Annotated in this window: 13 protein-coding genes; 4 read left to right on the top strand and 9 right to left on the bottom strand. The window is 71.0% G+C overall.

The genetic code is table 11. From position 1 onward, the window contains the following. Window positions 1-13: 13 nt before the first annotated feature. Window positions 14-901: a shikimate dehydrogenase gene (locus AB0J04_RS34560; RefSeq protein ID WP_363172560.1), complete on the top strand. Its 888-nt coding sequence runs from the start codon at window positions 14-16 to the stop codon at window positions 899-901. Window positions 902-973: 72 nt separating this feature from the next. Beyond that, window positions 974-2,764, top strand: coding sequence for a TIM barrel protein (locus AB0J04_RS34555; protein ID WP_363172559.1), 1,791 nt, complete (start codon window positions 974-976; stop codon window positions 2,762-2,764). Between the two features lie 6 nt (window positions 2,765-2,770). On the opposite strand, the gene AB0J04_RS34550 is transcribed toward AB0J04_RS34555, so the two are convergent. The 8 genes from AB0J04_RS34550 to tkt form a co-directional block, all read right to left on the bottom strand. Beyond that, the gene (locus AB0J04_RS34550; RefSeq protein ID WP_363172558.1) at window positions 2,771-4,210 is read right to left on the bottom strand and encodes a membrane-associated oxidoreductase; all 1,440 of its coding nucleotides are present in this window, start codon (window positions 4,208-4,210) and stop codon (window positions 2,771-2,773) included. A 189-nt stretch (window positions 4,211-4,399) separates the two neighbouring features. Further along, a complete protein-coding gene (locus tag AB0J04_RS34545; RefSeq protein ID WP_363172557.1) occupies window positions 4,400-5,050 on the bottom strand; it encodes a histidine phosphatase family protein in 651 nt (216 codons plus the stop codon). Between the two features lie 7 nt (window positions 5,051-5,057). After that, entirely contained in the window at window positions 5,058-5,948 is an 891-nt protein-coding gene (gene gnd, locus AB0J04_RS34540; RefSeq protein ID WP_363172556.1) for a phosphogluconate dehydrogenase (NAD(+)-dependent, decarboxylating), read from the bottom strand. Between the two features lies 1 nt (window position 5,949). Further along, window positions 5,950-7,596, bottom strand: a complete 1,647-nt coding sequence (gene pgi / locus AB0J04_RS34535) for a glucose-6-phosphate isomerase (protein WP_363172555.1) — start codon at window positions 7,594-7,596, stop codon at window positions 5,950-5,952. After that, a complete protein-coding gene (gene opcA, locus AB0J04_RS34530) occupies window positions 7,589-8,524 on the bottom strand; it encodes a glucose-6-phosphate dehydrogenase assembly protein OpcA (protein ID WP_363172554.1) in 936 nt (311 codons plus the stop codon). Before opcA ends, pgi begins: the two co-directional genes overlap by 8 nt. Next, a complete protein-coding gene (gene zwf, locus AB0J04_RS34525) occupies window positions 8,521-10,065 on the bottom strand; it encodes a glucose-6-phosphate dehydrogenase (protein WP_363172553.1) in 1,545 nt (514 codons plus the stop codon). The genes opcA and zwf overlap by 4 nt, the downstream gene beginning before the upstream one ends. After that, window positions 10,062-11,243: a transaldolase gene (gene tal / locus AB0J04_RS34520; protein WP_363172552.1), complete on the bottom strand. Its 1,182-nt coding sequence runs from the start codon at window positions 11,241-11,243 to the stop codon at window positions 10,062-10,064. Before tal ends, zwf begins: the two co-directional genes overlap by 4 nt. 19 nt (window positions 11,244-11,262) lie before the next feature. Beyond that, window positions 11,263-13,338 (bottom strand): transketolase, encoded by a 2,076-nt coding sequence (gene tkt / locus AB0J04_RS34515; RefSeq protein WP_363172551.1) that lies wholly within the window; start codon window positions 13,336-13,338, stop codon window positions 11,263-11,265. A gap of 188 nt (window positions 13,339-13,526) precedes the next feature. On the opposite strand from tkt, the gene AB0J04_RS34510 reads away from it, so the two are divergent. Then, complete coding sequence (locus AB0J04_RS34510) at window positions 13,527-14,447, top strand: AraC family transcriptional regulator (RefSeq protein ID WP_363172575.1); 921 nt, start codon at window positions 13,527-13,529, stop codon at window positions 14,445-14,447. A gap of 59 nt (window positions 14,448-14,506) precedes the next feature. Here AB0J04_RS34510 and AB0J04_RS34505 read toward each other — a convergent pair whose 3' ends face one another. After that, entirely contained in the window at window positions 14,507-14,737 is a 231-nt protein-coding gene (locus AB0J04_RS34505) for a hypothetical protein (RefSeq protein WP_363172550.1), read from the bottom strand. On the opposite strand from AB0J04_RS34505, the gene AB0J04_RS34500 reads away from it, so the two are divergent. Then, window positions 14,715-15,338: a LysR substrate-binding domain-containing protein gene (locus tag AB0J04_RS34500; RefSeq protein WP_363172549.1), complete on the top strand. Its 624-nt coding sequence runs from the start codon at window positions 14,715-14,717 to the stop codon at window positions 15,336-15,338. The two genes, AB0J04_RS34505 and AB0J04_RS34500, sit on opposite strands and share 23 nt — an antisense overlap. Window positions 15,339-15,443: the final 105 nt, after the last annotated feature.

Raw genomic sequence — 15,443 nt, 5'->3', positions numbered from 1 at the left:
CAGGAGGTCCGCAGTGGCCGTCGTCTTCAAGGACTCGTATCTCGTCGGACTGATCGGTTCCGGCATCGGTCCGTCTCTCAGCCCGGCGCTGCACGAGCGGGAGGCCGACCGGCAGGGGCTGCGCTGTCTGTACCGCCTCATCGACATCGACGTGCTCGGCGTCGGGCCCGAGGCGGTCGGCGACCTGGTGCGCGCCGCGCGCGGCCTCGGTTTCGACGGGCTCAACATCACGCACCCGTGCAAGCAGCTGGTCATCCCGCACCTCGACGCGCTCTCCCCGCAGGCCGAGGCGCTCGGCGCGGTCAACACCGTGGTCTTCGGGGACGACGGCCGGGCCATCGGCCACAACACCGACGTAACCGGTTTCGCCGCTTCTTTCGCACGCGGTCTGCCCGATGTTCCGCTGGAGCGCGTCGTGCAGCTCGGCGCCGGCGGCGCGGGCGCGGCCGTCGCGCACGCGACGCTCACCCTCGGCGCCGGGCAGGTCACGGTCGTCGACGCGCTGCCGGACCGGGCCGCGGAGCTCGCCGGCTCGTTGAACCGCCACTTCGGGCCCGACCGGGCCGCGGTCGCCACCCCGGAACGGCTGGCCGACCTGCTGGCCTCGGCCGACGGCATCGTGCACGCCACCCCCACCGGCATGGCCGCCCACCCCGGCCTGCCCTTCCCGGCCGAGCTGCTGCGGCCCGGCCTGTGGGTCGCCGAGGTCGTCTACCGCCCCCTGGAGACAGAGCTGCTGCGCACCGCCCGCGCGCTGGGCTGCGCCACCCTCGACGGCGGCGGCATGGCCGTCTTCCAGGCGGTGGACGCGTTCCGTCTGTTCACCGGGCGGGAACCCGACGGCACGCAGATGCTCGCGCACTTCGCCGCATTGGCCGGCGCGATCCCGGCCCCGAAGTAGAGCCCCCACGAATCAACTGTCGCCGCCCCCGAATCAGCTGCCGCCGCCCCGCAACGACCAGGAGACGTCAAGGTGCGTACGTCCATAGCAACCGTTTCCCTCAGCGGATCCCTCACCGAGAAGCTCACGGCCGCCGCCCGGGCCGGTTTCGACGGCGTCGAGATCTTCGAGAACGACCTGCTCGCGAGCCCCCTGACCCCGGAGGAGATCCGCGCCCGCTGCGCCGACCTGGGCCTCGGCATCGACCTGTACCAGCCGATGCGGGACATCGAGGCGGTGCCGGCCGCGGAGTTCGCCCGCAACCTGCGCCGCGCCCGGCACAAGTTCGAGCTGATGGAGCGGCTCGGCGCGGACACCGTCCTGGTCTGCTCCAGCGTCTCCCCGCTCGCCGTGGACGACGACGCCCTCGCCGCCGAGCAGCTGAGCGCACTGGCCGACCTGGCCCAGGACTTCGGCGTCCGCGTCGCCTACGAGGCGCTCGCCTGGGGGCGGCACGTCAGCACCTACGACCACGCCTGGCACCTCGTCGAGAGCGCCGACCATCCCGCGCTCGGCACCTGCCTCGACAGCTTCCACATCCTGTCCCGGGGCTCCGACCCCAAGCCGATCGAGGACATCCCCGGCGAGAAGATCTTCTTCCTGCAACTCGCCGACGCCCCGCTGCTCGGCATGGACGTCCTCCAGTGGAGCCGCCATCACCGCTGCTTCCCCGGACAGGGCGGCTTCGACGTCGCCGGACTCGTGAAGCACGTCCTGCGCACCGGTTACGACGGTCCGCTCTCCCTGGAGGTCTTCAACGACGTCTTCCGGCAGGCCGAGGCCGGCCCGACCGCCGTGGACGCCCGCCGCTCGCTGCTGATCCTCCAGGAGGAGGCCGGCATCGAGGCCCTGCCCGCGCCCGCCGCGCTCACCGGGGTCGCCTTCGCCGAACTGGTCACCCACGACGCCGAACCCGTCGTCGCCCTCCTCGCCGGCCTGGGCTTCGCCCGCACCGCCCGCCACCGCGGCAAACCGGTCGAACTGTGGGAGCAGGGCGAGGCCCGCGTCCTGGTCAACACCGGCCCGGCCGCTCGCCGTGACGGCACCACGCTCGCCGCGATCGGCCTGGAGTCACCGGACCCGGCCGCCGCCGCCCGCCGTGCCGAGGCCCTGCTCGCCCCCGTGCTGCCCCGCCGCCGCGCAGCCGAGGACGCCCCGCTGGACGCCGTCGCCGCCCCCGACGGCACGGAGCTCTTCCTGTGCGCGACCGACCGGCCCGAACTCCCCAACTGGCGCGCCGACTTCGAGGACATCCCGCACACCGCCGCCACCCCGGCCCCCCTCGGGTCCTGCCGTGTCGACCACGTGGCGCTCACCCAGCCCTGGCACCACTTCGACGAGGCGGTCCTCTTCCACCGCGGTGTCCTCGGCCTCGACGCCCAGGAGTCCGTCGACGTCGCCGACCCCTACGGGCTGCTGCGCAGCCGCGCCGTCACCAACGCCGACGGCAGCGTCCGCTTCCCGCTCACCGTCGGCGCGGCCCCCGGCGACGACACCGCGCACGCCCGGCACATCGCGCTGGCCACCGACGACGTGGTCGCCGCGGCCCGTCGGCTCACCGAGGCCGGCGGCCGCCCACTGCGCATCCCCGCGAACTACTACGACGACCTCGCGGCCCGCTTGGAGTTCGCCGACGGCGAGCTGGAGACCTACCGAGACCTCGGCATCCTCTACGACCGGGACGCGCACGGGGTCTTCCGGCACTGCTACACGCACACGGTCGGCCGCGTCTTCTTCGAGCTCGTCCAGCGCGACGGCGGCTACCAGGGCTACGGCGCCGCCAACGCGCCGGTGCGGCTGGCCGCCCAGCACGCCGTGCGCTGACCCGGTCTACTGGCGGCTGACCGTCCTGGTCACACCGGCGGCGACCGTCGTGGCCAGGATCCACCCGGTGACGATCAGGACGTACGACAGCGTCTGATATCCACCGGTCGGCGCGAAGGCGCTCTCCTGACCGAAGGAGATCACCGGCAGCAGCAGGTCGAGGGTGTAGAACACCGGGTCGAACTCGGGCGCCTCGCCCGCCTTGAGCGGCGGCGGATGATGACCGGCGTACGCGACCGAGCCGACGGCCAGCAACGACAGCAGCCAGCCGGCCGCGCGCAGCGGGCGGAAGCCGTAGCCGACCGCGGCGTCCTGGAGGTGGCCCCACAGCCGGCCGTACCAGGGCAGCGTGCCGCGATGCCGGCGCTGCTTGGCCAGCTGCACGACCCTGGCCGCCCGGTCGTCGCCGGTGCGGCGGTAGGCGGCCGTCAGCTGTTCGTAGGCGTGCGGGTCGAAGCCCTCGTCGCGCTCCAGCATGGGCAGCCGCCGCTCGGCGGGCTCGTGCGGGGTGAGGAAGGTGTAGGTGAGGTCCAGCAGCCGCACCTGATCGGGCAACATCTCGGGCTCCAGCTGGAGTTGGCCCACCTCGGCGCGCCGCAGGTTGAGCCGGCCCTCGATCGGGGCGCCCTCGCGCAGCCAGATCTCGCCGATGACGCAACTACTGGCCCGCAGGGCGGTGCCGCCCGGGTTGGACAGGGAGCTGCGCAGCAGGTCGACCCGGCCGGGGATCCGGGCGCCGCGCAGATCGATCCGGCCCTGTGCGCGCATCCGCCGGCCCAGCAGGTTCGCGCCCACGTCGAGCGCCTCGGCCTCCAGGACGAAGCCGCCGGGATTTCTCAGCTCGGCGTCCTCCAGGTCGATCGAGCCGGCGACGGTCGCGCCGTCGAGCCGGATCAGTCCGTGGGCGCGCAGACCGCGGGCGCAGAGGTCGTCGTCGATGGAGACCTGGTTGAGCTGGAGGACGGGCTGTGCGGGGTCGGTCGTGGCGACCTCCGCCCCGTCGAGGTACAGCGCACCCGAGATCTGTGCTCTGCTGAGGTGCACCGGGCCGCCGATACGACAGCGGGTCAGGCGCAGTCCGCCGTCGATCCGGGTGTGCGAAGCGCTCAGACCGGGCAGCTCGGAGTCACGCAGGCTGACGTAGTTGAGCTGGGCGCCGACCAGTCGCGGGGCCTCGTCGAAACGGCAGTGGCTCAGGCGGATCATGCTGTCGACGCCCGCGTACCGCAGATCGAGGACGCCGGTGATGCGAGCGCCCGAGATCCTGAGGGCGGCTATCTCCCCTGGTTCCCGAGGGCCGTTGAGGAGCAGCGCCCGCAACACGGCCGCCCGTACGCCGTGTTCGGGTCCGTTCCCTTCGCCCTGCGCCCGGAAGTCCACGGTCGCCCCCGTGGCGAAGGCCCGCCAGACTCGTCGTTCGGCCGGTGTCAGACTGTCGATCTCCATCAGCCGCGACTCTGGCGGGCCGCGTCGAGCGGTGTCAACCGCCTAGGGGCCTGTCCGGCGGATCATGCCGCAGACGCGGGGGTCTGGCACGCTCCCCCAGAGGGGGTACCCCCACCCCCAGCGGCGTTGTCGTCGGTTGCCGACCCCCGCTCTCGGCTGCGCTCGAGCGGGGGACCTCCATGACCCCGCTCACCTGGGCTGGTCAGTCGCCGCTGCTTTCCTGCGACTTGATCCGTCGGACAGGCCCCGAGCCCGGGCGTTCCATTCGGCGATCACGGGTCGCCCGTGCTCCGTCGACAGTCGGCTGACCGTGCCCGTGGACAGCTGGAACAACCGGCCCTCGGCGGGCGGCAGTCCGAGCCGACGGGCCGTCAGGACCCGTAGGAAATGGCCGTGGGCGACGACGACGACGTCACGGTCGTCGTGCGTCAGCGCCTCGCCCAGCCGGGCCAGCACCCGGTCGGCGCGCTCTCCGATCGCGGACGGCGACTCCCCGGGGTGACCGTCCGGGCCGGGCGGCACGCCGTCGGTCCACAGGTCCCAGGCGGGGCGGGTGCGGTGGATGTCGACGGTGGTGACGCCCTCGTAGCCGCCGTAGTCCCACTCGTGCAGGTCGGGTTCGGGCACGGCCCCGGTGAGGCCGGCGAGTTCGGCGGTGCGGATCGCGCGGTGCAGCGGGCTGGTCAGGGCCTGCGCGAAGGTCCGGCCGGAGAGGAGCGGGGCGAGGGACTCGGCCTGTTCCTCGCCCCGCTCGGTGAGGGGCAGGTCGGTCCAGCTGGTGTGCTGCCCCGACCTGCTCCACTGCGTCTCCCCGTGGCGGACCAGCAGAAGATCCCCCACGGCCGGACTACTCCTCGGCCGACTCGACGGCGTGGCCGCCGAACTGGTTGCGCAGCGCCGCGATCATCTTCATCTGCGGCGAGTCGTCCTGACGGGACGCGAACCGCGCGAAGAGGGACGCGGTGATGGCCGGCAGCGGCACGGCGTTGTCGATGGCGGCCTCGACCGTCCACCGGCCCTCGCCGGAGTCCTCGGCGTAACCGCGCAGCTTGTCCAGGTGCACGTCCTCGTCGAGGGCGTTGACCGCCAGGTCGAGCAGCCAGGACCGGATGACCGTGCCCTCCTGCCAGGACCGGAAGACCTCGCGCACGTTCTCCACCGAGTCGACCTTCTCGAGCAGCTCCCAGCCCTCGGCGTAGGCCTGCATCATGGCGTACTCGATGCCGTTGTGGACCATCTTCGAGAAGTGCCCGGCGCCGACCTTGCCGGCGTGGACATAGCCGTACGGGCCCTCCGGCTTGAGCGCGTCGAAGATCGGCTGGAGCCGCTCGACGTGGCTCTTGTCGCCGCCGACCATCAGGGCGTAGCCGTTCTGCAGCCCCCACACGCCGCCGGAGACACCGGCGTCGACGAAGCCGATGCCCTTGGCGCCGAGCTCCTCGGCGTGCTTCTCGTCGTCCGTCCAGCGGGAGTTGCCGCCGTCGACGACCGTGTCGCCGGGGGAGAGGAGTCCGCCCAGCTCGTCGACGACCGACTGGGTCGCGGCGCCGGCCGGGACCATCACCCAGACCACGCGCGGGGCTTCGAGCCCCTCGACCAGTTCGGCCAGGCTCGCCACGTCGGAGACTTCGGGGTTGCGGTCGTAGCCGATGACGGTGTGGCCGGCGCGGCGGATCCGCTCGCGCATGTTGCCGCCCATCTTGCCGAGGCCGATCAGGCCGAGCTGTACCGATGCCATGTCAGTTCACTTCCTTGAGCTCGCGGTACGCGGCCACGAGAGCGGTGGTGGAGGGGTCGAGACCGGGCACCGACGCGCCTTCGGTCAGGGCGGGTTCGACGCGCTTGGCGAGGACCTTGCCGAGCTCGACGCCCCACTGGTCGAAGGAGTCGATGTTCCAGACGGCGCCCTGCACGAACACCTTGTGCTCGTAGAGGGCGATCAGCTGGCCGAGGACCGAGGGGGTCAGCTCACGGGCCAGGATCGTGGTCGTGGGGTGGTTGCCCTGGAAGGTGCGGTGCGCTGCCTGCTCCTCGGGCACGCCCTCCGCCCGGACCTCGTCGGCGGTCTTGCCGAAGGCGAGCGCCTGGCCCTGCGCGAACAGGTTGGCCATCAACAGGTCGTGCTGCGCGGCGAGTTCGCCGCTCAGCTCGTCGAGCGGGCGAGCGAACCCGATGAGATCGGCCGGGATGAGCTTCGTGCCCTGGTGGATCAACTGGTAGTACGCGTGCTGCCCGTTGGTGCCCGGCGTGCCCCACACCACCGGCCCGGTCTGCCACGCGACCGGCCGTCCGTCGCGCTGCACCGATTTGCCGTTGGACTCCATGTCGAGCTGCTGGAGATAGGCGGTGAACTTCGACAGATAGTGGCTGTAGGGCAGTACGGCGTGCGACTGCGCGTCGAAGAAGTTGCCGTACCAGATGCCCAACAGGCCGAGGATCAGCGGGGCGTTGGACTCGGCGGGAGCGGTGCGGAAGTGGTCGTCCACGATCCTGAACCCGTCGAGCAGCTCGCGGAACCGCTCCGGACCGATGGCGACCATCAGCGACAGTCCGATCGCCGAGTCGAAGGAGTAACGGCCCCCGACCCAGTCCCAGAACTCGAACATGTTGGCCGTGTCGATGCCGAAGTCGGCGACCTTCTCGGCGTTCGTGGACAGCGCGACGAAGTGCCTGGCGACCGCCTTCTCCTCGCCGTCCAGGCCGTCGAGGAGCCAGGAGCGGGCCGAGGTCGCGTTGGTGATCGTCTCGATCGTGGTGAACGTCTTGGAGGCGACGACGAACAGCGTCTCGGCGGGGTCCAGGTCCCGTACGGCCTCGTGGAGGTCGGCGCCGTCGACGTTGGAGACGAACCGGAACGTCAGCGAGCGGTCCGTGAAGGCCCGCAGCGCCTCGTACGCCATGGCCGGCCCCAGGTCGGAGCCGCCGATGCCGATGTTGACGACATTGCGGATACGACGGCCCGTGTGGCCGGTCCAGGCGCCGGAGCGCACCCGCTCGGCGAAGTCGCTCATCCTGCTCAGCACGGCGTGGACCTGCGGCACGACGTTCTCGCCGTCGACCTCGACGACCGTGCCGGAGGGGGCGCGCAGCGCGGTGTGCAGAACCGACCGGTTCTCCGTGAGGTTGATCCGCGTCCCGCGGAACATGGCGTCGCGCAGCCCGAACACGTCGGTGGCGGTGGCCAGTCGGTGCAGGAGGGCGAGGGTCTCGTCGGTGATGAGGTGCTTGGAGAAGTCGATGCGCAGGTCGCCGACGCGCACCACGTACCGCTCGGCGCGCTGCGGATCCGCGGCGAACAGCTCCCGCAGGTGCGCCTGCCACCCGGCGCGGTGGTCCTCCAGAGCCGCCCATTCGGGCCGCTGGTCGAGGCGGAGGGAGTCAGACATGAGAGGGGGTCTCCTTGGGAGCCTCGCCCCGCAGGGCGACGGCGTACATCTCGTCCGCGTCGAGGCGCCTGAGCTCCTCGGCGATGAGTTCGGAGGTGGGGCGGACCTTCAGCGCGAGGGTGCGCGAGGGCTGGCCGGGCAGGGTGAGCGTGGCCAGCGGGCCTTCGGGGCGGTCGATGACGATCTCGCCGTTCGCGGTGCCGAGCCGGACGGCCGTGACGACCGGCCCCGCGGTGACGACGCGGTCGACCGTGACGCCCAGCCGGGCCTGGAGCCAGCGCGCGAGCAGCTCGGCGCTGGGGTTCTCGGCCTCGCTCTCGACGGCCGCCGAGGTGATCGGCGCCCGGGCCTGGTCCAGGGCCGCAGCGAGCATCGAGCGCCACGGGGTGAGCCGGGTCCAGGCGAGGTCGGTGTCGCCGGGGGCGTACGAGCGCACGCGGGCGTCGAGGGCCGTCAGCGGCCGCTCGACGGCGTACATGTCGGTGATCCGGCGCTGCGCGAGGGCGCCCAGCGGGTCCTTGGCGGGGTGCTCCGGCGCGTCCACCGGCCACCACACGACGACCGGCGCGTCGGGCAGCAGCAGCGGCAGGACGACGGAGTCGGCGTGCTCGGACACCTCGCCGTACGTGCGCAGGATGACGGTCTCGCCCGTGCCGGCGTCGGCGCCCACCCGCACCTCTGCGTCGAGGTGGGAGTTGGTGCGGTCACGCGGCGAGCGGGCGTGCCGCTTGATGACGACCAGGGTGCGCGAGGGGTGCTCGTGCGAGGCCTCCTCGGACGCCTTGATCGAGTCATAGGCGTTTTCTTCGTCCGTGACGATGACCATCGTCAGGACCATGCCCACGGCGGGTGTGCCGATGGCGCGGCGACCCTGCACCAACGCCTTGTTGATCTTGCTTGCCGTGGTGTCCGTCAGGTCGATCTTCATGGCCTGCGCCAGCTCCGTCCGTCTCGTGCGAGCATCTCGTCGGCTTCCTCGGGGCCCCAGCTGCCCGAGGCGTACTGCGCGGGCCTGCCGTGCCGTGCCCAGTACTCCTCGATCGGGTCGAGGATCTTCCAGGACTCTTCCACTTCCTGGTGGCGCGGGAACAGGTTGGCGTCGCCGAGCAGCACGTCCAGGATGAGCCGCTCGTACGCCTCCGGGCTGGACTCGGTGAAGGACTCGCCGTACGCGAAGTCCATCGTGACGTCCCGGATCTCCATCGAGGTGCCCGGCACCTTGGAGCCGAACCGCACCGTGATGCCCTCGTCCGGCTGCACGCGGATGACGATGGCGTTCTGGCCGAGCTCCTCGGTGGCGGTGGAGTCGAACGGGGAGTGCGGCGCCCGCTGGAAGACGACGGCGATCTCCGTCACCCGGCGGCCGAGACGCTTGCCGGTCCGCAGATAGAACGGGACGCCCGCCCAGCGACGGTTGTCGACGTTCAGCTTCACCGCGGCGAAGGTGTCCGTCGTGGAAGACCCGTCGATGCCGTCCTCCTCCAGGTAACCGCTTACGCGCTCGCCGCCCTGCCAGGCGCCCGCGTACTGCGCCCGCACCGTGTGCTTCCCGAGATCCTCCGGCAGCTTGACGGCCCTGAGCACCTTGAGCTTCTCGGTGAGCAGCGAGGCGGCGTCGAAGGAGGCCGGCTCCTCCATCGCGGTGAGGGCCATGAGCTGAAGCAGGTGGTTCTGGATCACGTCACGGGCCGAACCGATGCCGTCGTAGTAGCCGGCCCGACCGCCGATGCCGATGTCCTCGGCCATCGTGATCTGCACATGGTCGACGTACGACCGGTTCCAGATCGGCTCGAACATCGTGTTGGCGAAGCGCAGCGCCAGGATGTTCTGGACGGTCTCCTTGCCCAGGTAGTGGTCGATGCGGAACACCTGGTCCGGTTCGAACACGTCGTGCACCACGGCGTTCAGCTCGCGTGCGCTGACCAGGTCGTGGCCGAACGGCTTCTCGATGACCGCCCGCCGCCAGGACCCCTCCGCGCCCTTTGCCAGCCCGTGCTTCTTGAGCTGTTCGACGACCTTGGGGAAGAACTTCGGCGGCACGGACAGGTAGAAGGCGAAGTTGCCGCCCGTGCCCCGGGAGGCGTCCAGTTCGTCGACCGCCGTCTTCAACTGCTTGAACGCCGTGTCGTCGTCGAAGTCGCCCGGGACGAACCGCATGCCCTCGGCGAGCTGTTGCCAGACCTCCTCGCGGAACGGCGTCCGGGAGTGCTCGCGCACCGCGTCGTGGACGACCTGCGCGAAGTCCTGGTCCGCCCAGTCGCGGCGGGCGAAGCCGACGAGCGAGAAGCCCGGCGGGAGCAGACCGCGGTTGGCGAGGTCGTAGATCGCCGGCATCAGCTTCTTGCGGGAGAGGTCGCCGGTCACGCCGAAGATGACGAGCCCGGAGGGGCCGGCCACGTTGGGCAGCCGCCTGTCACGAGGGTCCCTCAGGGGGTTCTCCCAGTCGGCGCCGAGACTGCTGATGCTCATTCCGCGTCAACTCCCTTGATCGTCAGCGACTTCGCGACTGCGTCCAGAAGGTCCTGCCACGCCACCGCGAACTTGGCGACACCCTCGTCCTCCAACCGGGTGACGACGTCGTCGTAACCGATCCCGAGCGCCTCGACGGCGGCGAGGTCGGCGCGAGCCTGGGCGTAGCCGCCGGTGACCGTGTCGCCGGTGATGTCGCCGTGGTCGGCGACAGCGTTCAGCGTGGCCTCGGGCATGGTGTTGACCGTGCCCGGTGCGACCAGATCGTCTACATACAGCGTGTCCTTGTATGCAGGATCCTTCACACCGGTGGATGCCCACAGCGGACGCTGCTTGTTCGCCTTCGCCCCGGCCAGCGCGATCCAGCGGTCACCGGCGAAGACGTCCTCGTAGGCCGCGAAGGCCAACCGGGCGTTGGCGAGCGCCGCCTTCCCCTTCAGGGCGAGGGCCGCGTCCGTGCCGAGGGCGGTCAGCCGCTTGTCGATCTCGGCGTCGACACGGGAGACGAAGAAGGACGCCACGGAATGGATCAGGGCCAGGTCCAGGCCCTTGGCCTGCGCCTTCTCCAGGCCCGCCAGGTAGGCGTCCATGACCTCGCGGTAGCGCTCCAGCGAGAAGATCAGCGTGACGTTGACACTGATGCCGAGGCCGACGACCTCGGTGATCGCCGGGAGACCGGCCTTCGTCGCCGGGATCTTGATCATGACGTTGGGCCGGTCGACCAGCCAGGCCAGTTGCTTGGCCTCGGCGACGGTGGCGACCGTGTCATCGGCCAGCCGGGGGTCGACCTCGATGGAGACCCGGCCGTCGCGACCACCCGTAGCCGTGTATACAGAATGCAGAATGTCGGCTGCGGCACGCACATCGGCGGTCGTCATCATCCGGACGGCCTCGTCGACCGTGACGCCCCGCACCGCCAGGTCGGCGAGCTGCTCCTCGTAACCCTCGCCGGAGCCGATGGCGGCCTGGAAGATGGACGGGTTCGTGGTGACGCCGACGACGTTCCTCGTCTCGACGAGTTCGGCGAGGTCGCCGGAGGCGATCCGGCCCCGTGACAGGTCGTCCAGCCAGATGGAGACGCCCTCGTCGGACAGGCGCTCGAGCGCTCCCGCGGTCGTGGTTGCGGTAGCGGTTGCTGCAGCGGTTTCGGTCCCGGCTGCTTCGTTCACAGTGATCATCTTCTTTCGGGCTTTCGGATCAACCGCGCGCAGCGGAAAGGGATTCCCGCGCTGCTGCGGCGACGTTCTCGGCGGTGAAGCCGTATGCGGCGAACAGGGTCTCGGCGTCGGCGGAGGCGCCGAAGTGCTCGAGGGAGACGATGCGTCCCGCGTCGCCCACGAACCGGTGCCAGGTGAGCCCGATGCCCGCCTCGACCGCCACACGGGCCTTCACCGACGGCGGCAGGACCCGGTCGCGGTATGCGCGCGGCTGCTCCTCGAACCACTCCACGGACGGCATCGACACCACCCGGGCGCCGATCCCCTCCGCCTCCAGCGCCTCGCGCGCGGCGACGGCGAGATGCACCTCGGAACCGGTTGCGATGAGGACGACGTCAGGGGTCTCGGTCGAGGAGTCCGCCAGGACGTAACCGCCCTTCGCCGCGTCCGGGTCGGGCGCGTAGGTCGGGACGCCCTGCCGGGTGAGGGCCAGGCCGTGCGGGGCCGGGTGCGTGGCGTGCCGCTTCAGGATCTCGGCCCACGCGATCGCCGTCTCGTTGGCGTCGGCCGGGCGGACGATGTTCAGTCCGGGGACGGCGCGCAGCGAGGCCAGGTGCTCGACCGGCTGGTGGGTCGGACCGTCCTCGCCGAGACCGATCGAGTCGTGCGTCCACACGTACGTCACCGGAAGCTGCATGAGCGCCGACATGCGCACGGCGTTGCGCATGTAGTCGGAGAACACGAGGAACGTGCCGCCGTAGACACGGGTGTTGCCGTGCAGCGCGATGCCGTTCATCTCCGCGGCCATCGAGAACTCGCGGATGCCGAAGTGGATCGTGCGGCCGTACGGGTCCGCCTCCGGCAGCGGGTTGCCCTCGGGGAGGAAGGACGACGTCTCGTCGATCGTCGTGTTGTTGGATCCGGCCAGGTCGGCGGAGCCGCCCCACAGCTCGGGGACGACCGCGCCGAGCGCCTGGAGCACCTTGCCGGAGGCCGCACGGGTCGCGACGGACTTTCCGGGCTCGAACACCGGCAGCGCGTCCTCCCACCCGTCGGGGAGCTGACCTGCGACGACCCGGTCGAACAGCTGCGCGCGCTCCGGCTGGGCGGCGCGCCACTCGGCGAGCTGCTTGTCCCAGGCCGCGTGGGCCTCGGCGCCCCGGTCGAGGGCGGCACGGGTGTGGGCGAGGACCGCGTCCGAGACCTCGAAGGTCTGCTCCGGGTCGAAGCCCAGGACGCGCTTGGTGGCCGCGATCTCCTCGGCGCCGAGGGCGGAGCCGTGCGAGGCCTCGGTGTTCCGCGCGTTCGGTGCGGGCCAGGCGATGATCGTGCGCAGGGAGATGATCGAGGGACGCCCGGTCTCGGCCTGAGCGGTCGTCAGGGCGGCGTGCAGGGCACGGACGTCGACGTCGCCGTCCTGGGTCGGCTCGACGCGCTGGGTGTGCCAGCCGTACGCCGCGTAACGCCCCAGCACGTCCTCGGAGAACGCGGTGGCGGTGTCGCCCTCGATGGAGATGTGGTTGTCGTCGTAGACGAGGACGAGGTTGCCGAGCCTCTGGTGGCCGGCCATCGAGGACGCCTCGGCGGAAACGCCCTCCTCCAGGTCTCCGTCGGAGACGATCGCCCAGACGGTGTGGTCGAACGGCGACTCGCCCGCGGGGGTCTCGGGGTCGAACAGGCCGCGCTCGTAGCGGGCCGCCATCGCCATGCCGACGGCGTTGGCGACACCCTGACCGAGCGGTCCGGTCGTCGTCTCGACGCCGGCCGTGTGCCCGTACTCGGGATGCCCGGGGGTCTTGGAGCCGTGCGTGCGGAAGCTCTTGAGGTCCGCCAGCTCCAGTTCGTAGCCGGAGAGGAAGAGCTGGGTGTAGAGGGTCAGCGAGGTGTGGCCGGGGGAGAGGACGAAGCGGTCGCGACCGGTCCACTCGGGATCCGCCGGATCGTGCCGCATCACCTTCTGAAAGATCGTGTACGCGACCGGCGCCAGGCTCATCGCCGTTCCGGGATGGCCGTTGCCCACCTGCTGCACGGCGTCCGCCGCCAGTAGACGTGCGGTGTCGACGGCACGCCGGTCGGTGTCGGTCCACTCGAAACGGTGCGGTGTGTGCGTGCTCATCTTCAAGAAGTCCTCGATGGAAGCGGTTCAGCTGGCCTTACGCGTTCAAAAGTAAAAGTCTGACTTTTACGGGGAAAGGTCTTCCTGTGTCAGCCTGTGGTGAATGTGGGACACCCGCAGGTGACAGATGAGCGGCACGCAGCCATACCGAGCGATACAGGGCGGCGGCTGTGCAGCAAAAGAGGGACATCGTGGACACAACTACCCAAGGCGGAGCCGGGGAGGGCATCAGAACCCTGCCCTTCCCCGTCGAGCGCAGCGTCGGCGGCGTCGGCATGCAGGTGGGCCCCATGGAGCCCCTGGGTGCGGGCGGCACCGGCCGCACCTGGCCCACCGACGCCCCGCTGGACCGTGTCCACCGCATCGACTTCCACGTGGTGATGCTCTTCGACGACGGTCCCGTCCGCCACATGATCGACTTCGCGGAGCACCGGGCGACGGCCGGCGACCTGCTGTGGATCCGGCCGGGCCAGGTCCACCGGTTCTCGAGGTCGAGCCGGTACCGCGGGACGGTCCTGACCATGCAACCCGGTTTCCTGCCGCGCGCCACCGTCGAGGCCACCGGCCTGTACCGCTACGACCTGCCGCCGCTGCTGCACCCGGACGAGGCCCAGCTCGCGGGTCTGCGCGCGGCTCTGACGTACCTGCAGAGGGAGTACGACGACGGCGGCGCCGGCGGCACCCTGCCCGTGAGCCTGCACACCGCGGTGCTGCGGCACTCCCTGACCGCGTTCCTGCTGCGGCTGGCGCACCTCGCGGCGAGCAGTGAGGAGGCGTCGCGGCGCGAGGCGGGAACCGCTTTCACCCTGTTCCGGGATGCCGTGGAGGAGGACTTCGCGACCAACCACAGCGTCAGCGCCTACGCCGACGCCCTCGGCTACTCCCGCCGCACCCTGGTGCGCGCGGTCCGCGCCGCCACCGGCGAGACGCCCAAGGGTTTCATCGACAAGCGCGTCGTCCTGGAGGCGAAGCGGCTCCTGGCCCACACGGATCTGCCGATCGGCCGGGTCGGTGTGGCGGTGGGCTTCCCCGATGCGGCGAACTTCTCCAAGTTCTTCCAACTGCACACGGGACACACCCCGGTGGCCTTCCGCGCGGAACTGCGCTGAGGCGGACCGGGGTGTGCTGGTGCAGCAGCTGACGTGACGTGACGTGACGTGACCTGACGTCAGGTCTGGGCGGTGCCCGGGCCGAAGTAGTGTCCCTGCGCCAAGTCATCGAGGAGCGTGGGGTGTTCGGGCCGCCGGTCCAGCAGCTTGCGCGTCACGACGCCGGACGCGGGGATGTCACGGCCGACGAGGCCGCCGAGCCAGCCGAAGTGGGCGGGCGCCTGCGCGGCGGGGATCGCGGTGACGGGCAGGTCCAGGCGACGGCCGATGGCCGTGGCGATCTCCGTCACCTCGGCCGTCCGCGAACTGCGCCGCATGCACCCGGACGCCGACGTCCGCACGCTGCACCTGGACCGGCACGAACCACGCCAGGCCCTGTTCGAGCACCGGGTGGACGCCGTCGTCACCCGGCTCCCCTTCCCGACGGACGGACTGCGCGTGAGCGTTCTCTACGACGAAGCCCGCGTGCTGGTCGTCCCGCTCGGCCATCGCCTGGCCGGCAAGGAGTCCGTCACCGTCGACGACCTCGCCGGCGAGCCCATGCCGCGGATGAGGGGCTGGCGACCCCGCGTGGAGCGCCTTCTGGCGCCTCGAACCGCGCCCCGATTCCCGGTGCCGGACGGGCCGTACGTGGACGAGGTCGAGGACGAGTTCGAACTCGTCGCGGCGGGACAGACGGTGGCCGTGTCGGCCGCCGCCCCGGGATTCGTCCTCCGGCCCTACCTCACCAGCGTGCCCCTCGACGGCGTGGCGCCGAGCCAGGTCGTCCTGGCGACCCGCGCCGACGACCGTAGCCGTCTCGTAACCGCTTTCCGCAAGGTTGCCCGGACTCACCTCACAGGCGCCGTGCCACCCCCTGCACAGCAGCAGCGCGGCGACGCCGGAGGTTGACGTGTGCGTGGGGGGGGGTGCCCCTATCTGTTTCGTCAACCTCGGTGGGGTCGGCTTGTAGGGGTTGATCCTGGCTTTCGGGAACGTCCCGCGAAGCGGGATGTT

The sequence above is a fragment of the Streptomyces sp. NPDC050263 genome (genome assembly GCF_040655955.1).
In the GTDB taxonomy this organism is placed as follows: Bacteria; Actinomycetota; Actinomycetes; order Streptomycetales; family Streptomycetaceae; genus Streptomyces.
This window is presented reverse-complemented; position numbering and strand designations above follow the sequence as displayed.

Bases quoted from the DNA above. Each gene is read 5' to 3' on its own strand.
- AB0J04_RS34550 (WP_363172558.1), bottom strand. From the start codon at position 4,210: ATGGAGATCGACAGTCTGACACCGGCCGAACGACGAGTCTGGCGGGCC.
- gnd (WP_363172556.1), bottom strand. From the start codon at position 5,948: ATGGCATCGGTACAGCTCGGCCTGATCGGCCTCGGCAAGATGGGCGGC.
- pgi (WP_363172555.1), bottom strand. From the start codon at position 7,596: ATGTCTGACTCCCTCCGCCTCGACCAGCGGCCCGAATGGGCGGCTCTG.
- opcA (WP_363172554.1), bottom strand. From the start codon at position 8,524: ATGAAGATCGACCTGACGGACACCACGGCAAGCAAGATCAACAAGGCG.
- zwf (WP_363172553.1), bottom strand. From the start codon at position 10,065: ATGAGCATCAGCAGTCTCGGCGCCGACTGGGAGAACCCCCTGAGGGAC.
- tal (WP_363172552.1), bottom strand. From the start codon at position 11,243: ATGATCACTGTGAACGAAGCAGCCGGGACCGAAACCGCTGCAGCAACC.
- tkt (WP_363172551.1), bottom strand. From the start codon at position 13,338: ATGAGCACGCACACACCGCACCGTTTCGAGTGGACCGACACCGACCGG.
- AB0J04_RS34500 (WP_363172549.1), top strand. From the start codon at position 14,715: ATGGCCGTGGCGATCTCCGTCACCTCGGCCGTCCGCGAACTGCGCCGC.